The organism is Streptomyces sp. NPDC054770 (assembly GCF_053611985.1).
Map to the genome: position 1 here is coordinate 1 of NZ_JBSHBL010000070.1, position 18,624 is coordinate 18,624.

At 71.4% G+C, this 18,624-nt stretch carries 12 protein-coding genes; 7 read left to right on the forward strand and 5 right to left on the reverse strand.

Annotation, left to right across the window (positions count from 1 at the left end; translation table 11 throughout):
* Nucleotides 1-99: 99 nt before the first annotated feature.
* The gene (locus ACWGKQ_RS40135; protein WP_453297001.1) at nt 100-1,245 is read left to right on the forward strand and encodes a glycoside hydrolase family 19 protein; all 1,146 of its coding nucleotides are present in this window, start codon (nt 100-102) and stop codon (nt 1,243-1,245) included.
* Nucleotides 1,246-1,335: 90 nt separating this feature from the next.
* Here the strand turns inward: ACWGKQ_RS40135 and ACWGKQ_RS40140 are convergent, their stop codons facing one another.
* Nucleotides 1,336-4,149 carry a lectin gene (locus tag ACWGKQ_RS40140; RefSeq protein WP_453297002.1) on the reverse strand — a complete coding sequence of 938 codons (2,814 nt, stop codon included), beginning with the start codon at nt 4,147-4,149 and terminating at the stop codon, nt 1,336-1,338.
* Between the two features lie 392 nt (nt 4,150-4,541).
* On the opposite strand from ACWGKQ_RS40140, the gene ACWGKQ_RS40145 reads away from it, so the two are divergent.
* Nucleotides 4,542-6,029 carry an FGGY-family carbohydrate kinase gene (locus ACWGKQ_RS40145; RefSeq protein ID WP_453297003.1) on the forward strand — a complete coding sequence of 496 codons (1,488 nt, stop codon included), beginning with the start codon at nt 4,542-4,544 and terminating at the stop codon, nt 6,027-6,029.
* Between the two features lie 112 nt (nt 6,030-6,141).
* Here the strand turns inward: ACWGKQ_RS40145 and ACWGKQ_RS40150 are convergent, their stop codons facing one another.
* Nucleotides 6,142-7,251, reverse strand: a complete 1,110-nt coding sequence (locus tag ACWGKQ_RS40150) for a DUF3103 family protein (RefSeq protein WP_453297004.1) — start codon at nt 7,249-7,251, stop codon at nt 6,142-6,144.
* Nucleotides 7,252-7,459: 208 nt separating this feature from the next.
* Nucleotides 7,460-8,188 carry a FadR/GntR family transcriptional regulator gene (locus ACWGKQ_RS40155; protein WP_453297005.1) on the reverse strand — a complete coding sequence of 243 codons (729 nt, stop codon included), beginning with the start codon at nt 8,186-8,188 and terminating at the stop codon, nt 7,460-7,462.
* 206 nt (nt 8,189-8,394) lie between these two features.
* Here ACWGKQ_RS40155 and ACWGKQ_RS40160 point away from each other — a divergent pair, with 206 nt between their 5' ends.
* The 5 genes from ACWGKQ_RS40160 to ACWGKQ_RS40180 all read left to right on the forward strand — a co-directional run bounded on the left by ACWGKQ_RS40160 (nt 8,395) and on the right by ACWGKQ_RS40180 (nt 16,384).
* Complete coding sequence (locus ACWGKQ_RS40160; RefSeq protein WP_453297006.1) at nt 8,395-9,183, forward strand: class I SAM-dependent methyltransferase; 789 nt, start codon at nt 8,395-8,397, stop codon at nt 9,181-9,183.
* A 108-nt stretch (nt 9,184-9,291) separates the two neighbouring features.
* Complete coding sequence (locus tag ACWGKQ_RS40165; RefSeq protein WP_453297007.1) at nt 9,292-10,389, forward strand: hypothetical protein; 1,098 nt, start codon at nt 9,292-9,294, stop codon at nt 10,387-10,389.
* A 52-nt stretch (nt 10,390-10,441) separates the two neighbouring features.
* Nucleotides 10,442-11,302, forward strand: a complete 861-nt coding sequence (locus ACWGKQ_RS40170) for a DUF3592 domain-containing protein (protein WP_453297008.1) — start codon at nt 10,442-10,444, stop codon at nt 11,300-11,302.
* Between the two features lie 268 nt (nt 11,303-11,570).
* Nucleotides 11,571-12,953, forward strand: coding sequence for a glutamate decarboxylase (locus tag ACWGKQ_RS40175; protein WP_453297009.1), 1,383 nt, complete (start codon nt 11,571-11,573; stop codon nt 12,951-12,953).
* Between the two features lie 236 nt (nt 12,954-13,189).
* Nucleotides 13,190-16,384, forward strand: coding sequence for an AfsR/SARP family transcriptional regulator (locus ACWGKQ_RS40180; protein ID WP_453297010.1), 3,195 nt, complete (start codon nt 13,190-13,192; stop codon nt 16,382-16,384).
* Between the two features lie 27 nt (nt 16,385-16,411).
* Here ACWGKQ_RS40180 and ACWGKQ_RS40185 read toward each other — a convergent pair whose 3' ends face one another.
* Together ACWGKQ_RS40185 and ACWGKQ_RS40190 are read right to left on the reverse strand one after the other, a co-directional pair.
* Entirely contained in the window at nt 16,412-16,642 is a 231-nt protein-coding gene (locus ACWGKQ_RS40185; protein ID WP_453297011.1) for a hypothetical protein, read from the reverse strand.
* A gap of 127 nt (nt 16,643-16,769) precedes the next feature.
* Nucleotides 16,770-18,581, reverse strand: coding sequence for a hypothetical protein (locus ACWGKQ_RS40190; protein ID WP_453297012.1), 1,812 nt, complete (start codon nt 18,579-18,581; stop codon nt 16,770-16,772).
* Nucleotides 18,582-18,624 lie beyond the last annotated feature (43 nt).

The following is an 18,624-nucleotide window of genomic DNA, read 5'->3' on the forward strand; positions in this document are numbered from 1 at the left end:
GCCCGCAGGCCGCAGGCCGCAGGCCGCAGGCCGCAGGCCGCAGGCCGCAGGCCGGTCATGCACTACCACCCCCCTCGTTTCACGTCAGGAGGAGTTCCCATGCGCCTTTCCCTCCGCATGTCCCGCCTCCGCGGGCGAACCGCTCTCGGCCGGCTGACGCTGGGCGTCGTCCTCGCCGCCGTCCTGTCCGCTCTGTTCACCGTCGCTCCGGCCCAGGCGGCAACGGGCCAGATCACCGGGCTGGCCGGCAAGTGCGTCGACGTGGCCGGCGCGAGCAGCGCCAACGGCACCGCCGTCCAGCTCTACGACTGCAACGGCACCGGTGCGCAGAGCTGGTCCAACAACGGCGACGGGACGCTGCGCGCCCTCGGCAAGTGCCTCGACGTGGTCGACCGCGGCACGGCCGACGGAGCCGCCGTCCAGCTCTGGGACTGTTCCGGCGGAGCGAACCAGCAGTGGGTCGTCACCGGCGCCCACGACATCGTCAACCCCGCCGCGAACAAGTGCCTCGACGTACAGGGCAACAGCAGCGCCAACGCCACACGCCTGCAGATATGGACCTGCACCGGCGGTGCGAACCAGAAGTGGAACGCCCCGGTCAGTGACGGTGGCGGCGGCAATCCGTCCGGGTTCGTCGTCAGCGAGGCGCAGTTCAACCAGATGTTCCCGAGCCGGAATTCCTTCTACACCTACCAGGGCCTGACCGCAGCTCTCAGCGCCTACCCCGGCTTCGCCAACACCGGCAGCGACACCGTCAAGAAGCAGGAGGCCGCCGCCTTCCTCGCCAACGTCAGCCACGAGACCGGCGGGCTGGTGTACGTCGTCGAGCAGAACACCGCCAACTACCCGACGTACTGCGACTGGAGCCAGTCGTACGGCTGCCCGGCCGGTCAGGCCGCCTACTACGGGCGCGGGCCCATCCAGCTCAGCTGGAACTTCAACTACAAGGCGGCCGGTGACGCGCTCGGCATCGACCTGCTCGACAACCCCTGGCTCGTGCAGAACGACTCGGCCGTCGCCTGGAAGACCGGCCTGTGGTACTGGAACACCCAGAGCGGCCCCGGGACGATGACCCCCCACAACGCCATGGTCAACGGTGCCGGCTTCGGCCAGACGATCCGCTCCATCAACGGCTCCCTGGAATGTGACGGCCGCAACCCGGCCCAGGTCCAGAGCCGCGTGGACGCCTACCAGCGCTTCACCTCGATCCTCGGCGTCTCCCCCGGCGCCAACCTCTACTGCTGAGCGCCTCTGCGTGTGCGTGGAGCCGGCCGGGCGTGCAGCCGCCCGGCCGGCTCCGTGGGTGTCGGGGCACTCATCTCCCCCGCCGACGGCTCAGCTCGGCAGTTTCCAGTTCTGGGCCGCCGTGCCGTTGCAGGTGTACAGCTGGAGCTGGGTGCCGTTCGTCGTCGAGGAGTTGGGGTCGTCCAGGCACAGCTTGGACTCGGGGTTGACCAGCGACCCGTTGGTGCCGGCGGTCCACTGCTGCGCGCCGGTGCCGTTGCAGGTCCACAGCTGGATCAGCGTGCCGTTGGTGGTCCCGCTGTGATCGGCGTCCAGGCACTTGCCGAGGGTCCGGACTGTACCGTCGCCGGCGATGATCCAGTCCTGGGCGTACGTGTTGTCGCAGCCCCAGATCTGGACGTGGGTGCCGTCGGAGGTGCCGGAGGACGCGTCGTCCACGCACAGGGCGGAAGCCACCGCCGAGGTGAGCGGACCGATCCGAGGTGCGGTGGGCGCCGTGGTGTCCCCCGCGTACGAGGGCGGAGCCGCGGTGGCCGCCGTCGCCCAGGACGTGTTGGCGCCGGTGCCGAGTGTGAAGTCCAGGGTGCCGCCGGCCGTGATCGCCGTGGTGGGGGCGTAGGCGTTGTTCCACGCCGTCCCGTTCCATGCCGCGGACTGGACGTAGGGGGCGTTGTCGGCGGCGCCGTTGCCGTTGACCGTCAGCGTCTTGCCCGAGGGAAGGGTGACCACGGCCTGCGTGAACAGCGGTGAGCCGAGGGCGAGGTCGGAGGTTCCGGGCGTCTCGGGGAACATGCCGAGCGCCGACCACACGTACCAGGCACTCATCGCACCGAGATCGTCGTTCCCGTCGGCCAGGCCGCCAGGGGTGTTGGACCAGATCTGGTCCTGGATCGCCCGCACCGTGCCCTGCGTTGTGTAGGGCTGGCCTGTGTAGTCGTACTCCCATGGGAGCTCGATGCTCGGCTCGTTGCCGACCCAGGCGTAGCCGTTGGCACCGGTGTAGCTGCGCAGCACGGTGTCCAGGTAGTGGTTCATCGCCGTGTTGCCGCCCTTGGCGCGCGTCAGGCCGCCGATGTCGAAGGGCACCATACCGGTGTAGATCCACGAGTCGGCCTCGACCATGTCGGTGCCGCTGGTGGGGTCGAAGCCTCCGGTCCACGAGCCGCCCACGTTCCGGGGTTCCACGAAGCCGGAGGCGGGGTTGAGCACGTTGCGCCAGTCCTGTGCGCGGTTGGCGTAGGTCTTCTGGTCGGCGGTGTCGCCGAGCGCTCCGGCCATCGTGGAGAGCGCGAAGTCGGCCGTGTCGTACTCCAGGGTGGTGGCCACCGGGCCGTAGAAGTTGCAGCAGCCGTAGCTGCCGTCGTGCGGCATGTATCCCGGCGAGTTCAAGTAGCCGAGACCGGGCCGGTCGTTGTTGGTGGTGCTGGCCTGCTTGACCATGTCGGCCAGGGCGGTCGCGGTGTCGAAGTTCCGGGCACCGAAGGCGTAGTAGTCGGCGAGGATGGCGTCCGCCGGGTCACCGACCATGACGTACGACTCGCCGTTGTTCTCCGACCACTTGGGGAAGATCCCGGTCTGCGCGTAGTCGTCGACCATCGACTGCGCGGTGTCCGAGGCGACCTGGGGAGCGAGGAGGGCTTCGAGTTGGGCCTGTGAGCGGTAGATGTCCCAGCCGGAGTAGTTCGCGTACACCGCGCTGTGACCGGCGTCCACGGTGTGCGTCTTCCCGTCGAAGCCGTAGTACTGGCCGTTGCTGTCGCTGATCACGTTGGGGTGCAGCAGCGAGTGGTAGAGCGCGGTGTAGAAGCTCTGCTGCTGCGCGGCCGTCCCGCCGGCGATCTGCACCTTGCCCAGCGTGCTGTTCCACGCGTTCTGTGCGGCGGTGCGGGTCGCGTCGAAGTCCCACCCGGTGTTCTCCGAGGTCCGGTTGGCGACCGCGCCGGCGACCGACACGTAGGAGATGCCCACCTTGGCCTGCACGACCGGGTTGCTCGTGGTGTTGAAGGTGACGTAGCCGTTCGAGGCGGCGGCGTCAGGGGCAGCGCTGCCCTTGGCGGACTTGGTGGACTTCGGCGAGTTGGTGGACTTCGTGGACTTCGAGTCCGCAGTGCTCGGGTTCTTGCCGTGCAGTACCGGCTTGTTGGGCTTCTCGGCGGCGTTCTTCGACGCCTTGGACGGCGCCGTGGAGGTGGCCGTCGACGTCTTGGCGAGCGAGCTGCCCTGCGAGGCGAACGGCTGGTCGAAGACCATGTCGAAGTACACGGTGTACGTGTTCCCCGCGCCGCAGAAGCGGCCGCTGGTGACCTGACCGCTCACCTCCGTGTTCGACACCTTGGTGAACTGGGTCGAGCTGGCACCGTTCTGACTGCCCGTCAGCTTGAAGATCAGGTTGGCCTGGCTGGTGGAGGGGAAGGTGAAGCGGGCCATGCCGCTGCGGGTCGTGGTGGTCAGCTCGGTGGACACTTGGTTGGCGAGCGTGACCTTGTACGACCCGGCGGACGCCGCCTCGTCGGCGTGCGAGAACGCGTCCGTGGCACCGGTGTTCACGGCCCCCACCGTGGGCAGCACCGGTATGTCACCGGCCGCGCCGCAGCCGGGTCCGGCGATGTGGGTCAGGCTGAAACCGGTGATCGACGAGTCGTTGTACTCGTAGCCCCCGCCGTCGGGACGCGACGGCGTGTCCGGGCTCCACTGCACCATGCCGAACGGGACGTCGGCCCCCGGGAAGTCGTCGGCCTGGTTCGACGTTCCGATGAACGGATTGACGAGCGTCGCCGGCGAGGTGACGAGCGCGGCCTTCCCGGCCGCCCACGCAGGCGTGCACAGCCCGGCCGCGGCCAGTGCCGCGGCGGCGAGGAGACCGATCGCCATGGTTCCGGGAGGTCTCGACAGTCGTGTGATCACGGGGTTTGCTCCTCTACTCGGACGTGGAGGTCCGACAACGTTGTCTCCGCGCCGAGAACGCGACCCGTGATGATGAACGACGCGCCGAGATGGTGTGATCACCAGAGGGTGACAACGTTGTCCAACCGTGGAGATGAGGTGCCTGAGATGCGAACGCTTCGATGGGACCCTGGGCCGTGGGTGCCCCAGGAGCAGAGCGGGAACTCTTCGTGAAGCTAGCCACAAGGCAGGGGCATGTCAACGACTGCCGCAAGCCGGTCCCTTGAGGGCGACACGAGCTGAGCAGTCCGTGGGATTCGCCTGCTGGGCACGGATCAGGTGTTGGGTGATGCCATGGAGACCGGAGGAACGCCGCCGCGCTCGTCCGAGGAACAGATCCCGGGAGGCAGTACATGATCGACGTTGTCCTCGGAGTTGACGTCGGCACCTCCAGCACCAAGGGCGTGGTGGTCGACACTGCCGGCCGCATCCTGGGCGAGGCCGTACGCAGTCACGTGGTCGACCGTCCCCGGCCGGGGCACGTCGAGATGGACGCACATGCGTGGTGGGACGAGTTCGTCTCGCTCGCGACGGAACTGCTCGACCGCGACGACATCACCGTCCGGGCCGTCGGAGTCAGCGGCATGGGCCCGTGCACCCTCCTGGTCGACGACGCGGGAGAACCGGTGCGTCCCGCGGTGCTGTACGGCGTGGACACCCGCGCCGAGGAACAGATCACGCGGCTGAACCGGGAGTTGGGGCCGGACACGATCTTCCGCAGGTGCGGGTCGGCGCTGTCGTCCCAGGCCGTCGGGCCGAAACTCGCCTGGATCCGCGAGCGGGAGCCCGAAGTGTGGACGCGCGCCCGCCGCCTCCTCATGCCCGCGTCGTGGCTCGCCCACCGGCTGACCGGCGCCTATGTGCTGGACCTGCACTCCGCCAGCCAGTGCACCCCGCTGTTCGACATCCACCGGCAGCACTGGATCCCCGAATGGGCCGAGCACATCGCACCCGGCATCGAACTCCCCCCGCTGCACTGGCCGGGCGAGGAGGCAGGCCGGGTGACCACACCGGTCGCGGGCATCCCGGCCGGGACACCCGTCATCGTGGGGACGATCGACGCCTGGAGCGAGGCAGTCAGTGTCGGCGGCCACGGCGTCGGCGACCTGATGCTGATGTACGGCACCACGATGTTCCTGGTGAACACCGTCGACCGGCTCCTGACCAGCCCGTCGATGTGGTCCACGGTCGGCGCCCTGCCCGGCACCCGTTGCCTGGCCGGCGGCATGGCCACCTCCGGAGCCGTCACCGACTGGCTGGGGCACCTCTTCGGCGGCGTCGGCCCCCGCGTGCTGTTCGGCGAGGCGGCCGCCTCGCCCCCGGGTGCGAACGGCCTGGTGATGCTGCCGTACTTCGCCGGGGAACGCACCCCCGTCATGGACCCCGACGCCCGGGGTGTGATCGCGGGCCTGACGCTGGGTCACACCCGGGGGGACCTGATGCGGGCGGCGCTGGAGGCCACCGCCTATGGCGTCCGGCACAACGTCGAGACGATGCTCGCGGCCGGCGCCGACATCCGGCGGATCGTCGCGGTCGGCGGCGGTACCCGGGGCGGGCTGTGGCCTCAGATCGTCAGCGATGTCACCGGTCTCGAACAGATCGTCGCCCGCACGACCATCGGTGCCAGCTACGGCGCCGCCTTCCTCGCCGCCGGGCTGATCGGCCGACCGGACATCACGGCCTGGAACCCGGCGGAATCGGTGGTCCGCCCCGATCCCGCCACCTCGGCTGTCTACGACCGCCGGTTCACCCAGTACCGGGTCCTGTACGAGAGCACCAGCGCGGTCACCCACGCCCTGGCCCACGACCAGAACACCGGCCATGAAGAGGATTCCGTGTGACACCGCCCTGCGCCCCGCCCGAAGCGTTCCGCGTCCGGACCTGAAGGCGGAGGGCGGCAGCATGCCGCGGCTGGTCCGCACTTGTGCGCGCTTGCGCGCTTGCGCGCGAGGTCTAGAACTCCTCGACGAAATAGGGCTCGACGGTCATCCAGCCGTTGCCCGAGGCGCCGTTCAGCCGGCCCGTGGAGTTCTGGGCGAGCGTGTACCAGGACTCCACGTAGTCGGGATCGTCGGTGAACCAGCTGTCGGGGATCGCGCTCAGGACCGCGTTCACCAACGGGATGTAAGTGCCCTGGTCGGTCACGGTGAGCAGGGCCGTGGTGATCGCCTGGGCCAGCGCACGGTAGTTCGTGCCGTCGTCGTCCTCCATCATGACGACGTCGGCCAGGTTGTACTTGTAGTTCGACCAGTTGACCAGGATCTGGTTCGGGTAGTAGACGGTGCCGTCGTAGTCCAGGTAGGGCATGTCCACCGAGTCGACGCGCGCCGTGCCGTCCTGGCCGAAGCCGGTCACCAGCGAGAACATCTCGGCGGCGCCCTTGAACCAGGGCTCCTGGTCGTCGTTCACCTCGACTGCGGTGACCTTGGTCGCCCACCAACCCGCCGCGCTCGTCGCGTCGGCGCTGTCCGCCGCCTTCGGGAGGGAGGTCAGCCCCTTGTCGGTGAAAGTCTTCTGAAGCACTTTCAGGCCGGCCCGGTGAGCCTTGGTGACGTCGATGTCCAGGATGTACAGCGGGCGGTCGGGGACGCGCGCGGTGGCGACGGCGTGGGCGTGGCCCCTGCTGTCGTACGCCGTGATGTTCTTGGCACCGTCGTCGGCCGCGGCGACGGCGATCCAGGGAGTGGCTCCGGCGTTCAGGTGCGACCGCATCGACGGCGCGCCCAGCCGAACGCGCAGCAGCGAGCCGGTCGACACGGGCAGGCCCTTCTGGACCGCGATGCGACGGTCCGCGGCAGAGACGGAGGCGAACAGGTTCCTGCCCTCCGGAGCGGCGGTCCTGCCCGCGAGCGCCTGGAGGTCCACTTCCTCGGTGCCGAGCACGGCCGCACGGACCCGCTCGCGCCACTGCGGGTCGCGCAGCGAGGCGGACAGCGCCCGCGCGATCTCCTGCTCGGCCGACCGCACCGGGGACCGCCGCAACGCCGGGGCCCGGTCCCCCGCGTCCCGCACCGGCGCGGCGATCGCCGGCTGGACGGTGCCGCCGATGACAGCGGACAGCATCACGCCGATGAGGACTGCGCGTCTCTTGCTTGATCTGCTCACCATGCTCCTCGTGTTGTCGGTCGCCGCCACGTACACGGTGAGCGTGCGGCCGTCCTGGGGGTGATAAGCCCGTGGACATGTCGTGTCCATGACAGATGAAGGAAGTCGACGGGTGCCCGCGCGTGATCGGGGCCTGGCCGAGGCCGGGCCGGGCCTGGACGCGCGGCTACCGGGGGCTGTCGGCGGTCGTCCGTCCACGGGGACTGCTCAGCGAACCGAGCATGATCTTCTCTGTGCCGGCCAGATACGTCTCCGCCGCGCGCCGCGCCTCCTCGACGTCCCGGTCGACCACGGCCCGTACCACCGGCGTGAGCCGGTCCGTCGCTCGCGCCGCGTCCTCGAACGGAGTCCGCAGCGAGGCCCGGACCGGAAGGTAGGCGTTGAACAGTGTGTTGGTGAGGAGCAGATAGACCCGGTTCCCCGTGGCCCGCGCCAGTTCGCGATGCACTTCCGCGTCGGCGAGCTGGACGGCGTCGGCGTCCGGGCCGTCCGCGACCTGATCCAGCAGGTGTTCCAGCCGCCGGGCCTGTGGTTCCGTGCGCCGGTCGGCCGCACGGCCGGCGATCAGGGTGCCGATCTGCCGCCGTACCTCGAAGATCTCCCGCAGCCACGCGGGGTCCTGTGCGGCCAGCATCGGAAGCAGGTCGGCGCCACCGACCCGCAGGTAGTCCCGGATGCGTGTGCCGATGCCGTGCCGGGTGCTCAGCAGTCCCGCCTGCTCCAACCGGGTCAGCGCGTGCTTCAACGTCGTACGGGTGACTCCGTACCCGGCGGCCAGCTCCCTCTCGGGGGGCAGCAGGGATCCTGGTTCGTGCGCGCCGCTCAGGATGTCGTCACGCAGCCGTGCTTCAAGCAGGTCGACCACGGTTCGGCGCGGAATGCTCTCGACGGCCACGGAGGATCTCCCAGGCTTCGGTCAGTGGTTCAGCGGCCCACCGGTCTGATGGTTCGCTGGTTCAGCGACTTGCTGGTCCAGTGGCTCAGCCACTGCCTCAGTGAAGCAGCCCCCGACCACCGCGTCAATTACCTGATGGTGCAGGGAAGTTGCGCACGGTTCGGGACGCAGGAACCGAATCGCTGCAGCCGTACGTCTCCCTCACCATGATTTCTGAGGACCACCAGGAGCACGCGAGTTCCATCGAGTCCACCTCGCCGTCCGCGGTGGCTGTGCATCCGCCGAAGGTCAACGACTACAACAGCTTCGCCGAGGCGTACACGGCCGAGAACGAAACCAACCTCATCAATGCCCACTACGAGCGGCCCGCGATGCTGGCCCTCGCGGGAGACGTGGCCGGTCGGCGGATCCTCGACGCCGGCTGCGGCTCCGGGCCCCTGTTCGCGGCGCTGCGCGACCGTGGCGCCATCGTGAGCGGCTTCGACGCGAGTGCCGGGATGCTGGAACTGGCCCGGCGGCGGCTCGGCGACGGTGCGGACCTGCGGGTGGCCGACCTGGGCGGCCCGCTTCCCTACTCTGATGACACGTTCGACGATGTGGTCGCGTCCCTGGTGCTGCACTACCTGGAGGACTGGGGGCCGGCGCTGGCCGAGCTGCGACGCGTACTCAAGCCCGGCGGTCGGCTGATCGCGTCTGTCGACCATCCCTTCGCCATCAACCTCATGCACCGCCAGGCCGGCCGCGAGGACGAGTACAAGTATTTCGACACCACCAACTGGACCGAAGAGTGGACCATGGGCGGCCAGACCGCGCTGATGAGTATCTGGCACAGGCCGCTGCACGCGACGATCGAGGCCTTCACCGGGGCCGGCTTCCGGATAACGGTCATCAGCGAGCCAGAACCTGATCCAGCCGCCCGCGAGCTGTTCCCCGAGGTCATCGCGGCCAAGCCGCGCTTCCTGTGCTTCCTCTTCTTCGTCCTCCAGGCCGACTAGCACCCGGACACTCCCACAACCCGGTTCCATGGTGGAGCAGTTGGGGGACGATCAAGCCGATATCGTCCTGATCTACCGGTCGTCACCCCGGACGGGCACAATCGGGCCATGACGATCATCGAGGGCGCACCGCTGCCCGTACGCAGCGCTCCCCTCGCCCTGGTCCGGAGATTCCTGACGGGCGGTGTGATCGGGGCGTCCCTGGCCGCCTTGGTCGTCGGCATCGTCATCGAGAGCGCGCCGCTGGTCGTCACGGGTGTGGCGCTCCCCGTGGGGTACGGCCTGCTGGTGCTCCTCGCGGGTGCGCCGCGGCGTGCTCGGGAGGCGGCCGTCGCGCCCGTCACGGCACTCGCGATGATCGAGAGCCTGCGTGCCATCGGGGACGAGTCGAGTGACGTAACGGTGCGGTTCGACCTCACGGTCGCACCGGACGACGGACCGGCGTTCCGTGTGGTGATCGCGGAGGGCATCAATCTGGTCGAACTGCCCGACTACCGGCCGCGCGGCGTCCTGGTGGTCCAGTACCCGCCGGACCGGCCGTGGCGCGTACGGATCGTCAAGCGGCCGACGCCGGAGTGGGAGGTGCGGGCGGCCGGGGCGCGCCTCGACTCGGCTCCCGGGTCGACTCTGGTCCGCAAGCCGTCCGACGGCGGTGGCGGTGCATTCCTCACCCTTCTCGGCCTGCTGCTCGGTGCTGCCGTCGTGGTCCTGCTCTTCCGCACCGACCTGTCCGCCGGGGGCGACAGTGCGCGGCCGCCCTCGTCAGAGCCGTCCGTCTCCAGCTCGTCCACGTCCTCCACCACCGTCGTGACGTCCGCGACCGGCACGGTCAGCCTGGGTCCGGGTCAGTCGATGCTCGACAAGGGTGAACTGCGCCGGGCCGTCGCCTCGCTCACCGGGGACGAGACCGGGCGCCAGGCACTCACCGTCGTGGTGCAGGAACGCCGTCTGTCGGTCGTGTTCGCCCCCACCGGCATCCAAACCGGGCGGTTCGACCTGCGTTCGCTGCCCTACGACCGGATCCCCGACCTCGTCGAGAAGGCCGGTACCACCCTCGGGGCCGGCTCCCCGCGGACCTGGCAGCTCACCGCCGAGCGCCTCACCGGGTCCCTCACCATCAGGGTCACCGTGACCGGCCCCGACGGCATGGCGTCGCTGGAGGCGGACGGGCACGGCACGGTGGTGCGGCGCGACCCGGCAAGCTGACCCCGCCACCCGGCGGGGCGTCACCGTGACCTGGAACAGGAGGAGAAGGCGCATGGGCCGGCATGGGTATCTGGCGCTGTGGTGTGCGGTGTTCGGGACGGTGGCGCTGTTCGGCTATGTGCGGTCGCTGGCCCGAATGACCCGGGCCCGGCGCACGGTCCGGGTCACGGGGCGGATCGAGCGGGTGCGGGAGCCCAGGCACGGCGGTTCCCGCCGGGGCGGGATTCCGGTGGTCGTCTCCTACCAGGACCCGGATACCGGGCGGGACGTCACCGTGACGAACGACGGCGATCGAGGCGAGATGATCAGCGTCGCGTGGGAGGGGCGGGAGATCGGCGTCCACTACCCGCGTGGCAGACCGCACGCCTTCCGGTTCACGAGCCACCCCGAGGACGGCGGCCGTGGACTCGGCCTGCCGAACGCCGCGGTCTTCCTGATCTACGCCGGGCTGGTGGTCGTCGCCGCGCTCGACCGGGGCTGGCCATGGGCGCTGATCGGCTTCTGCGGGCCGTGGGCCGTCGTCGGCGCCCTGCACCTGCCCGGGAACGTGCGCGACACGCGCCGCCGTCGCGAGACGCTGGCCGCCATGGCCGCCGTCCGGGGCCGTTTCGTCGCGGTGCTCAAGGACGTAAGCACCGACGCGGAGGGCAGCACCTCCACCACCCTCACACCGGTCGTGGCGTTCGCCACCCGCGAGGGAGCGGCCGTCACCGCCTTCTGCATGTCGGGGGTACCGGATGCCGCCGCTGCGCAGGGCGGGGACGTCACGGTCCATTACACGCCCGGCGACCCGGCCGTCTTCACCCTGGACCGCGCGGCCGAACAGCGTTCCCTGAGAACGGACATCCCGGTCAACGTCGTGGCCCTTCTCGTCGTCGCGACGGCGGCCGTCGTGGGAGCAGTACTGCTGTGACGCCGGATCCGGTGCTGTGCCGGGGACGGCCCTCACTGGTTCGCCGGTCCGTCCGCGGTTCACCCGCCGGGACGGCAGCGAGGCGCCCGTCATCAGCCCGCGAATCCCCGCAACCGCCCACCCACCCGTATACGCAAGGGAAAATTCAGTTCATCGGTGCGCAAACCGATCACTGAATCGGTGTAATCGGCACACATGTCGCACCGCGCGGCGATCTAGCGTCAAGAGCGCACGGGGGCCACACGGACCAGAAAGCACCGAGGCACACATGCCCATCCCGGATACCGACGTCATCTCCGCGACCGACTTCGACACCCTCACCCCGCCCGCCGCCACCGACCTCCTCGTACCGGTCGACGAACTGCCCCAGTCGGCGTCGTCGCCCGATGCGGTGCTGCGGCGGGTGCGCGACGAGCTGATGCTCGACGGCAACGCCCGGCTCAACCTCGCCACCTTCGTGACGACCTGGATGGAACCGCAGGCACGGCAGCTGATGGCCGACACCGCGGAGAAGAACCTCGCCGACCGTGCCGAGTACCCGCAGATCACCGCCATGGAGGAGCGCTGCGTGCGGATGCTCGCCCGGCTGTGGCACGCACCGCACCCGGAGCAGGTCCGCGGCTGCTCCACCACCGGCTCCAGCGAGGCCGCCATGCTCGGCGGCCTCGCGCTCAAGCGCCGCTGGCAGGCACGCCGGCGCGCACAGGGCAAGGACACCGCCCGCCCCAACCTGGTGATGGGCGCCAACGTCCAGGTCTGCTGGAAGAAGTTCGCCAACTACTTCGAGGTCGAGCCGCGTTACGTCCCCACGGAACCCGGCTGCTACCACCTCACCCCCGACACCCTCACCGCCTACTGCGACGACAACACCATCGGCGTCGTCACCGTCCTCGGCTCCACCTTCGACGGCTCCTACGACCCCGTCGCCGACATCTGCATGGCCCTGGACGGCTACCAGGCCGCCACCGGCACCGACATCCCGGTACACGTCGACGGGGCGTCCGGCGCGATGGTGGCCCCCTTCCTCGACCCCCACCTCATGTGGGACTTCCAGCTCGAACGCGTCGCCTCCGTCAACACCTCGGGCCACAAGTACGGGCACGTCTTCCCCGGCCTCGGCTGGGCCCTGTGGCGCGACGCCGAAGCTCTCCCGGACGAACTGGTCTTCGAGGTCGACTACCTCGGCGGCCGCTCCCCCAGCTTCACCCTGAACTTCTCCCGTCCGGGCGCCCACGTCGTCGCGCAGTACTACAGCTTCCTGCGGTACGGCTTCGAGGGCCTGCGCAGCCTCGCGGTCCAGAGCCGCACCACGGCCCGGGCCCTCGCCACCCGCATCCGGTCCATCCAGCCCTACGAGCTGGTCACCGACGGATCCGAACTCCCGGCCTTCGCCTTCCGGCTCGCCCCCGGCACCCCCGGATTCACCGTCTTCGACGTCTCCCACGCCATGCGGGCACGTGGCTGGCATCTGCCCGCCTATCCCCTCCCCGCCCCCTGCCAGGACGTCTGTGTCCTGCGCCTGGTGGTCCGCACCGGATTCACCACCGAACTCGCGGCCATGTTCATCGCCGACCTCACGGAGGTCACCCGCCAGCTCCATCCCGGCCGGTCCATGCCGGCACCGATCGTCAAGCCCCTCGCCACCGCCTGAGAGACGGCAACCCCCACCCGCAGGGCCAGGCGGTGCGGACCGCGCCGGAGACCTCGGGCAGCCCCGGCGCCGGTGCCGGACCTCGCACCACGGGACGAGCGAGCCCGTATGTCCGGATGAGGTGTGTGCGCGGTCACAGTTGCGTGGGTCGTGGTGGGGCGTCTGGCCAGGTGGGGCGTGGGGGTTGGTACGGTCGGTGGCTTCATCGGTGAGGGTGTGGGGGGTGGGGGGCTGCCATGTCCGAGCGCATTCGGTTCGCCGTCCTGGGGCAGATTCGGGCCGTCCGGGCGGAGCAGCCGGTCAGGGTCGGCTCGCCCCAGCAACAGGCGATGCTCGCGGTCCTGCTGCTGCGCGCCGGGCGGTCCGCCTCGATGCAGGAACTCGTCGACGCCGTGTGGGGCGAGGAACCGCCCCACTCGGCCGCGGCCACGATCCGGACGTACGCCTGGCGGCTGCGGCAGACCTTCACGGAGTCGCGGGCGCAGCAGCGCACCCTGCTCTCCGTCGGGGACGGCTACCGGATGGCACTGCCGGCCGGAGCCGTGGACGCGGTGTGGGCCGAGCAACTGGCCGTCCAGGCGGTCGAGCACCGCAGCGCCGGGCGGCTGGAGGCCGCGGGTGAGCGGATCGGGCAGGCCCTGGCGCTGTGGCGGGGCGAGCCGCTGGCCGGTGTGCCGGGGCCGCACGCGGAGCAGCAGCGCCACCGGCTCGACGAGCTGCGGCTGACGTTGCTGGAGGAGCATTTCGACGTATTGATACGGCAAGGGATGCATCTGCTGGCGGTACCCGAGCTCGGCGCCCTGGTCAGCGCCCATCCGTTGCGCGAACGCTTCCACGCGCTGTACATGCGCGCCCTGCACGCCGCCAGCCGCCAGGCCGACGCGCTGGCCGCCTATCACCGGCTGCGCCGCCACCTCGCCGACGAACTCGGCGTCGAACCCAGCCGTGAGCTGCGTGACCTCCATCAGCAGCTGCTCGCCGACGATCTCGCTCACAGCCCGCACCAGCCGAGCCGAGTCCAGGGCGCGGCCCAGGCGCGGACGGGCGTCGGTGGCGCCGTGCACTTATCGGCCGCGCCGTCCGCAGCCGCCGCGAGCCCTTCGCACGCCGGTACGCGCCGTCCCCGGGCCCTGACCGTCCCGGCGCCCGCGCCGGCACCCCCGGTGCCGCCGGTGCTCCCGGCGGCGGCTCCCACCCGTACCGCCGAAGACCGTCATCGGCCCGCGCCACCCCGTGAGACCGGCAGCGGGCCGGTCGGCACGCCCCCCGTCCCGGCCCAGCTCCCGCCCGACATCGCGGACTTCACCGGCCGCGTCGCCGCCCTCGACCGGCTCCTGGACACCCTGGACCCGGACCGGGCGGAGCCGCCGGGCCCGGCGGGCGGGGCGCGCCGGCACGAGGCGCCGCCGGTCGCCGTGGTCACCGGCATGGGCGGGGTCGGCAAGACCGCACTGGCGGTTCGGGCCGCGCACCGGGTACGGGCCGGCTTCCCGGACGGCCAGCTCTACGCCGACATGCGCGGCACCCAGCACGACCCGGCCGACCCCGCTGTGGTCCTCGCCGGCTTCATCACGGCACTCGGCGTGGCGGCGCAGTTCGTGCCGGACAGCCTCGACAACCGGGCCGCCCTGCTGCGTTCCCTGCTGAACGGCCGCCGGGTGCTGATGCTCCTGGACAACGTCCGGGACCCGGCTCAGCTCGCTCCGCTGCTCCCCGGCTCGGCGACCTGCGCGGTCCTCGTCACCAGCAGGTCCCGGCTGTGGGGGCTGCCCACCTCGGTCCGGGTCGACCTGCCGGGATTCGAGGCGGACGAGGCCGTCGACCTGCTGGAGCGGATCGTCGGCCGCGCGCGGCTGGCCGAGGATCCGGCGGCCGCACGGGAGTTGGTGCACAGCTGCGGTCTGCTGCCGCTCGCCGTGCGGATCGTGGCGGCCCGGCTGGCGTCCCGCCCCACCTGGGGTGCGGCCTCGCTGACGTCACGGCTGCGGGACGAGCGCCGCCGGATCGCCGAACTGCGGGCCGGTGACCTCACCGTGGCGGCCGTGTTCGAGATGGGCTACCAGCAGCTGGCCGAGACACACGCCAGGGCGTTCCGGCTGGTCGCGATGGTCTGCGACCCGGAGATCGGGGTGCCCGCCGCGGCCGCCGTGCTGGGGCTCGCCGAGGACGCCGTGGAGGAGCTGCTGGAGTCCCTGGTGGACGCGTCCCTGCTGGAGACCTCCCACCCGGGCCGCTACCGCTTCCACGACCTGCTGCGTGCCTTCGGACAGCAGCAGACCTCCCCCGCCGAACGGCTGCTCGCCCTGGACCGGCTGCTCGACTTCCTGCTCGCCACCGCGGCGGGGGCGTTCCAGCGGGCGGTACCGGGCGACGCGGTCGCGGCCACGCTCAGTGCCACCCGGTCGGCCGGCATCCGGCTCGAGGACGTGCGAGCGGCGCGGGTCTGGGTGGCCGCCGAGTCGGAGGGTGCCTTCTCCGCCGTACTGGCGGCGGCCCGGGAAGCGCGTTCCACGCCCGAGGCCGGGCAGGGCGCCGCCCTGCTGCTGCCGACCGCCGTCGACCTGCTGATCGCCCTGACCGCCTTCGGGCCGTACGTGCAGCGGGAGCAACTGGTGCAGGCCGCCGTCGCGGTGGCCGAGGCGGCCGAGGCGCACGGGGACCGCCGTACCGTGGGCCGGGCCCGCTTCCTGTGCGGCAACATCGCGGTGCAGAGCACCCGGCTGGCGAACGCCCGGGAGCATCTGCGGGTGGCCGAGAGCCACTGCCGGGAGACGGGGGACGCGGCGATCCTCTGCCAGACGCTCAACGACCTCGGTCTGATCGCATTGTTCGAGCACCGCTACGCGGAGGCCGTCGAGCGGCTGGACGAGGCGGCCGCGCTCGCCGGTGAGCTGGGCCAGCGTTCCGGCGAACTGGTGACGACGGTGAACGCGGCGCTGGCCCGGCTGCGCGGCGGACGGGCCGAGGAGGCCGTGGTGGCCTGCGAGACCGCACTGGAGATGCTGCGTGCCACCGCCGATCACCAGGGCGTGGCGTACGCGCTGTCCGTGCTGGGCCAGGGCATGCACGAACTCGGCCGGTACGAGGACGCGGTGATCCGGTATACGGAGTGCCTCAGCGTGTGCCGGGCGATGGAGCTGCACGGCCGGGAGGCGCAGGCGCACTACCGGCTGGCCGACACCCTGCGGGCGATGGGCCGGGCCGCCGAGGCGGTGGCGATCGCGGAACGGGCGGTGGCCCGGAGCGCGGACGGCCGGTCCGAGCGGGACCGCGGTCATGCCCTGGTCGCGCTCGGCCGGGCCCTGGCCGATGCCGGCCGCGCCGAGGAGGCCGCGCTCCGGCTCGGCGAGGCCGTCGCCGTCTTCTCCGGCCTGGGCCTGCCCGACGCGGCCGACGCCCGGCTGCTCCTGGACGGACTGGGGGTCCGTTAGGGGCTGTCCGCCGGCCGGTTCGGTGGATCAGCTCCCCGATGGCAGGACCGACCCGGTGTTGTTCCAGTCGTCCGAGCCGGGCGTGGCGTGGGACTGGATCTGGCTGGTTCCCGGGGCGCCGCCCGCGTGCGCCGGGGCCGACAGTGCCCAGGCCGCCCCGAGCAGCAGCGTGACGGCCGCGCCGGCCAGGGCCACCGCCCGGACCGAACGCTGTGCCGGTCGCCGTACGACCGCGAGGAACGCGTATCTGGTGTGCATTCAGAAATCCTCTCCGTGTCCCCTGGGTGTCCCGGGGCGCCGTGGTGTGCCTGGGTGCGGCCTTGGGCCGATCACCACCGTGACAGGAGACGGTCTACGGCGGATATACGTTTCGGATCTTCCGGATCTACGGCACCGGACGGGCTCCCGTGTCGTGGAAGGTCACCTCTCCGGTCTGCGTGGAGAAGTGCAGGGTGAGCAGCCGGAAGGGCAGCCGCAACAGCGTCGCCAGCTCTCGGACGCGCTGCCGCTGGGCCGTGTAGTAGGTGTCGAGGACGTCGAGGTGGACCGCGCCGGCGGCGGCGTCCGCGAGCACCTCCTCGACGAGCGTGCGGACCCTGTGGTCGGCGGAGGCCAGGTCGGTGAGTGCGGCGAATCTCTCTGCCGGGCCGGTTCCCGCCAGGTGGCCGCCGCTCTCGTCCAGGGCGTCGGCGATGGCCCGGTGGAGGTCGGTGGACGGTCCGAGGCGGTCGCGGAGGCAGGCGTCGAAGCGGGCGGGGGCCGTACGGTACGTCAGCAGGGCCGCCTCCAGGAGGAGTCCGCCGCCGCGGGCCGCACCGCCGGTCTCCGTCACCAGTTCCGGCAGGGCTCCGTTGCCGAGGTCGATGAAGAGGCTGCCGCCGTGCCGCTGCACCCGTTCGCCGAGCCCCAGGGTGAGCAGCCGCGCGTAGAGAACCGCCGCGATCGCGTACAGCAGGGGGCTGGACCGGGGGACGACGTGCAGTGGCGACCGGGGGGAGCGGGGCAGTCGTAGCCGCAGGTAGGCCCGGTAGTCCCGGGGTGACAGGCGTACCAGTGCGCAGTCGTCGTCCATCGGTGCCGTGATCACGGGTGCGGTCCGCTGTTCGGCGAGCAGCCGGCGCAGTACGGAGGCGCCGATCGCGACGCCGGTCTCCTGCTCCGGGCCGAGCGCCCGGTCCAGGCGTACCTGGCCGCAGGCGATGCTCGTGACGGCCGGTCCCCGGTATCCGCCGAGGAGGGTGAGGGCCTGCGCCGCCGGCCGGCGGAGCGCGGGTGGCCGGTGCCGGGAGGGGGCGGCGCACACGAGCGCGCTCACGGGCCGGGCGGCCCGGTGCTCGACGGTGACCTCGGTGACGGTCGGGGCGGCGGCTCGTACGGTGATCAGGTTGTCGTCGCCGCCCAGCAGGATCTCGCCGCCCGGGTGGACCGGTTCCACGGCGGGCAGCCGGTCCCGGCACAGTCGTAGCGGATCGGCCCGCCCCGCCCAGGGGCGGTAGCGCCATCGCAGGCTCAGTACCGTGTCGGCGTAGCTGTCGTCGTGGGTGACCAGGTCGTGGGTGACCAGCAGGAAGTCGACCGGCTGCGGGGGCCGTTGGTGATGGAGGTACGCCCACAGCGCCCAGGCCGCCTCCGACGGGGTGAGGCGCGGCCGCAGGCGGTGCAGCAGGGCGGCGATCTCGCGGACGTGGCGGGGCCGGCCGCGGGCCAGGACCAGTGCGTAGCCGCGGTCGGGTGGGCTGACCAGGACCGTCGAGCCGCCTGCCGCCTGCTCGATCGGACGGCCCGCGCCGACGACGGGCCCCGGGACGGCCCGGCTGCCGCCGGGCAACCGGGCGCGGGTGAGGACGATCAGGTCGCGCAGTGACTCCAGCGCGGGCGGCAGCCGGGGCGGGTGGGCGATGTCGTACGGCGGGGCCGCCGGGCGGTGGGTGCGCAGTTCGCGGAGCAGGCCGCCGGCGCCGTGGGCGGCCGGCCCGCCGGTCGCCAGGAACGAGCGGGCTGTACCGACGGCGGCTCCGGGCTCGGCCGCCAGCGCGGTGAGCAACTCCCTCGGTGCGTCGGGGCCGTGCAGCGCCGTCAGGGCCGCGAGCCGGAACAGCACTTCGGTGAGCGAGCCTCGGCCGCCGAGCCCCGCGTACGCCGCCTGGAACCGGCGCGCCGTGACGAGATCCATGCCGGTGATCGTGACGGTGTGCATTCAACTCTGTCTCTACGGCGGCGGACGTCGTGCCTCCCGGCCG

Coding starts and splice junctions, on each gene's coding strand:
- ACWGKQ_RS40135 (WP_453297001.1), top strand. CDS start 100: ATGCGCCTTTCCCTCCGCATGTCCCGCCTCCGCGGGCGAACCGCTCTC.
- ACWGKQ_RS40145 (WP_453297003.1), top strand. CDS start 4,542: ATGATCGACGTTGTCCTCGGAGTTGACGTCGGCACCTCCAGCACCAAG.
- ACWGKQ_RS40150 (WP_453297004.1), bottom strand. CDS start 7,251: ATGCTGTCCGCTGTCATCGGCGGCACCGTCCAGCCGGCGATCGCCGCG.
- ACWGKQ_RS40160 (WP_453297006.1), top strand. CDS start 8,395: ATGATTTCTGAGGACCACCAGGAGCACGCGAGTTCCATCGAGTCCACC.
- ACWGKQ_RS40165 (WP_453297007.1), top strand. CDS start 9,292: ATGACGATCATCGAGGGCGCACCGCTGCCCGTACGCAGCGCTCCCCTC.
- ACWGKQ_RS40170 (WP_453297008.1), top strand. CDS start 10,442: ATGGGCCGGCATGGGTATCTGGCGCTGTGGTGTGCGGTGTTCGGGACG.
- ACWGKQ_RS40175 (WP_453297009.1), top strand. CDS start 11,571: ATGCCCATCCCGGATACCGACGTCATCTCCGCGACCGACTTCGACACC.
- ACWGKQ_RS40180 (WP_453297010.1), top strand. CDS start 13,190: ATGTCCGAGCGCATTCGGTTCGCCGTCCTGGGGCAGATTCGGGCCGTC.
- ACWGKQ_RS40185 (WP_453297011.1), bottom strand. CDS start 16,642: ATGCACACCAGATACGCGTTCCTCGCGGTCGTACGGCGACCGGCACAG.
- ACWGKQ_RS40190 (WP_453297012.1), bottom strand. CDS start 18,581: ATGCACACCGTCACGATCACCGGCATGGATCTCGTCACGGCGCGCCGG.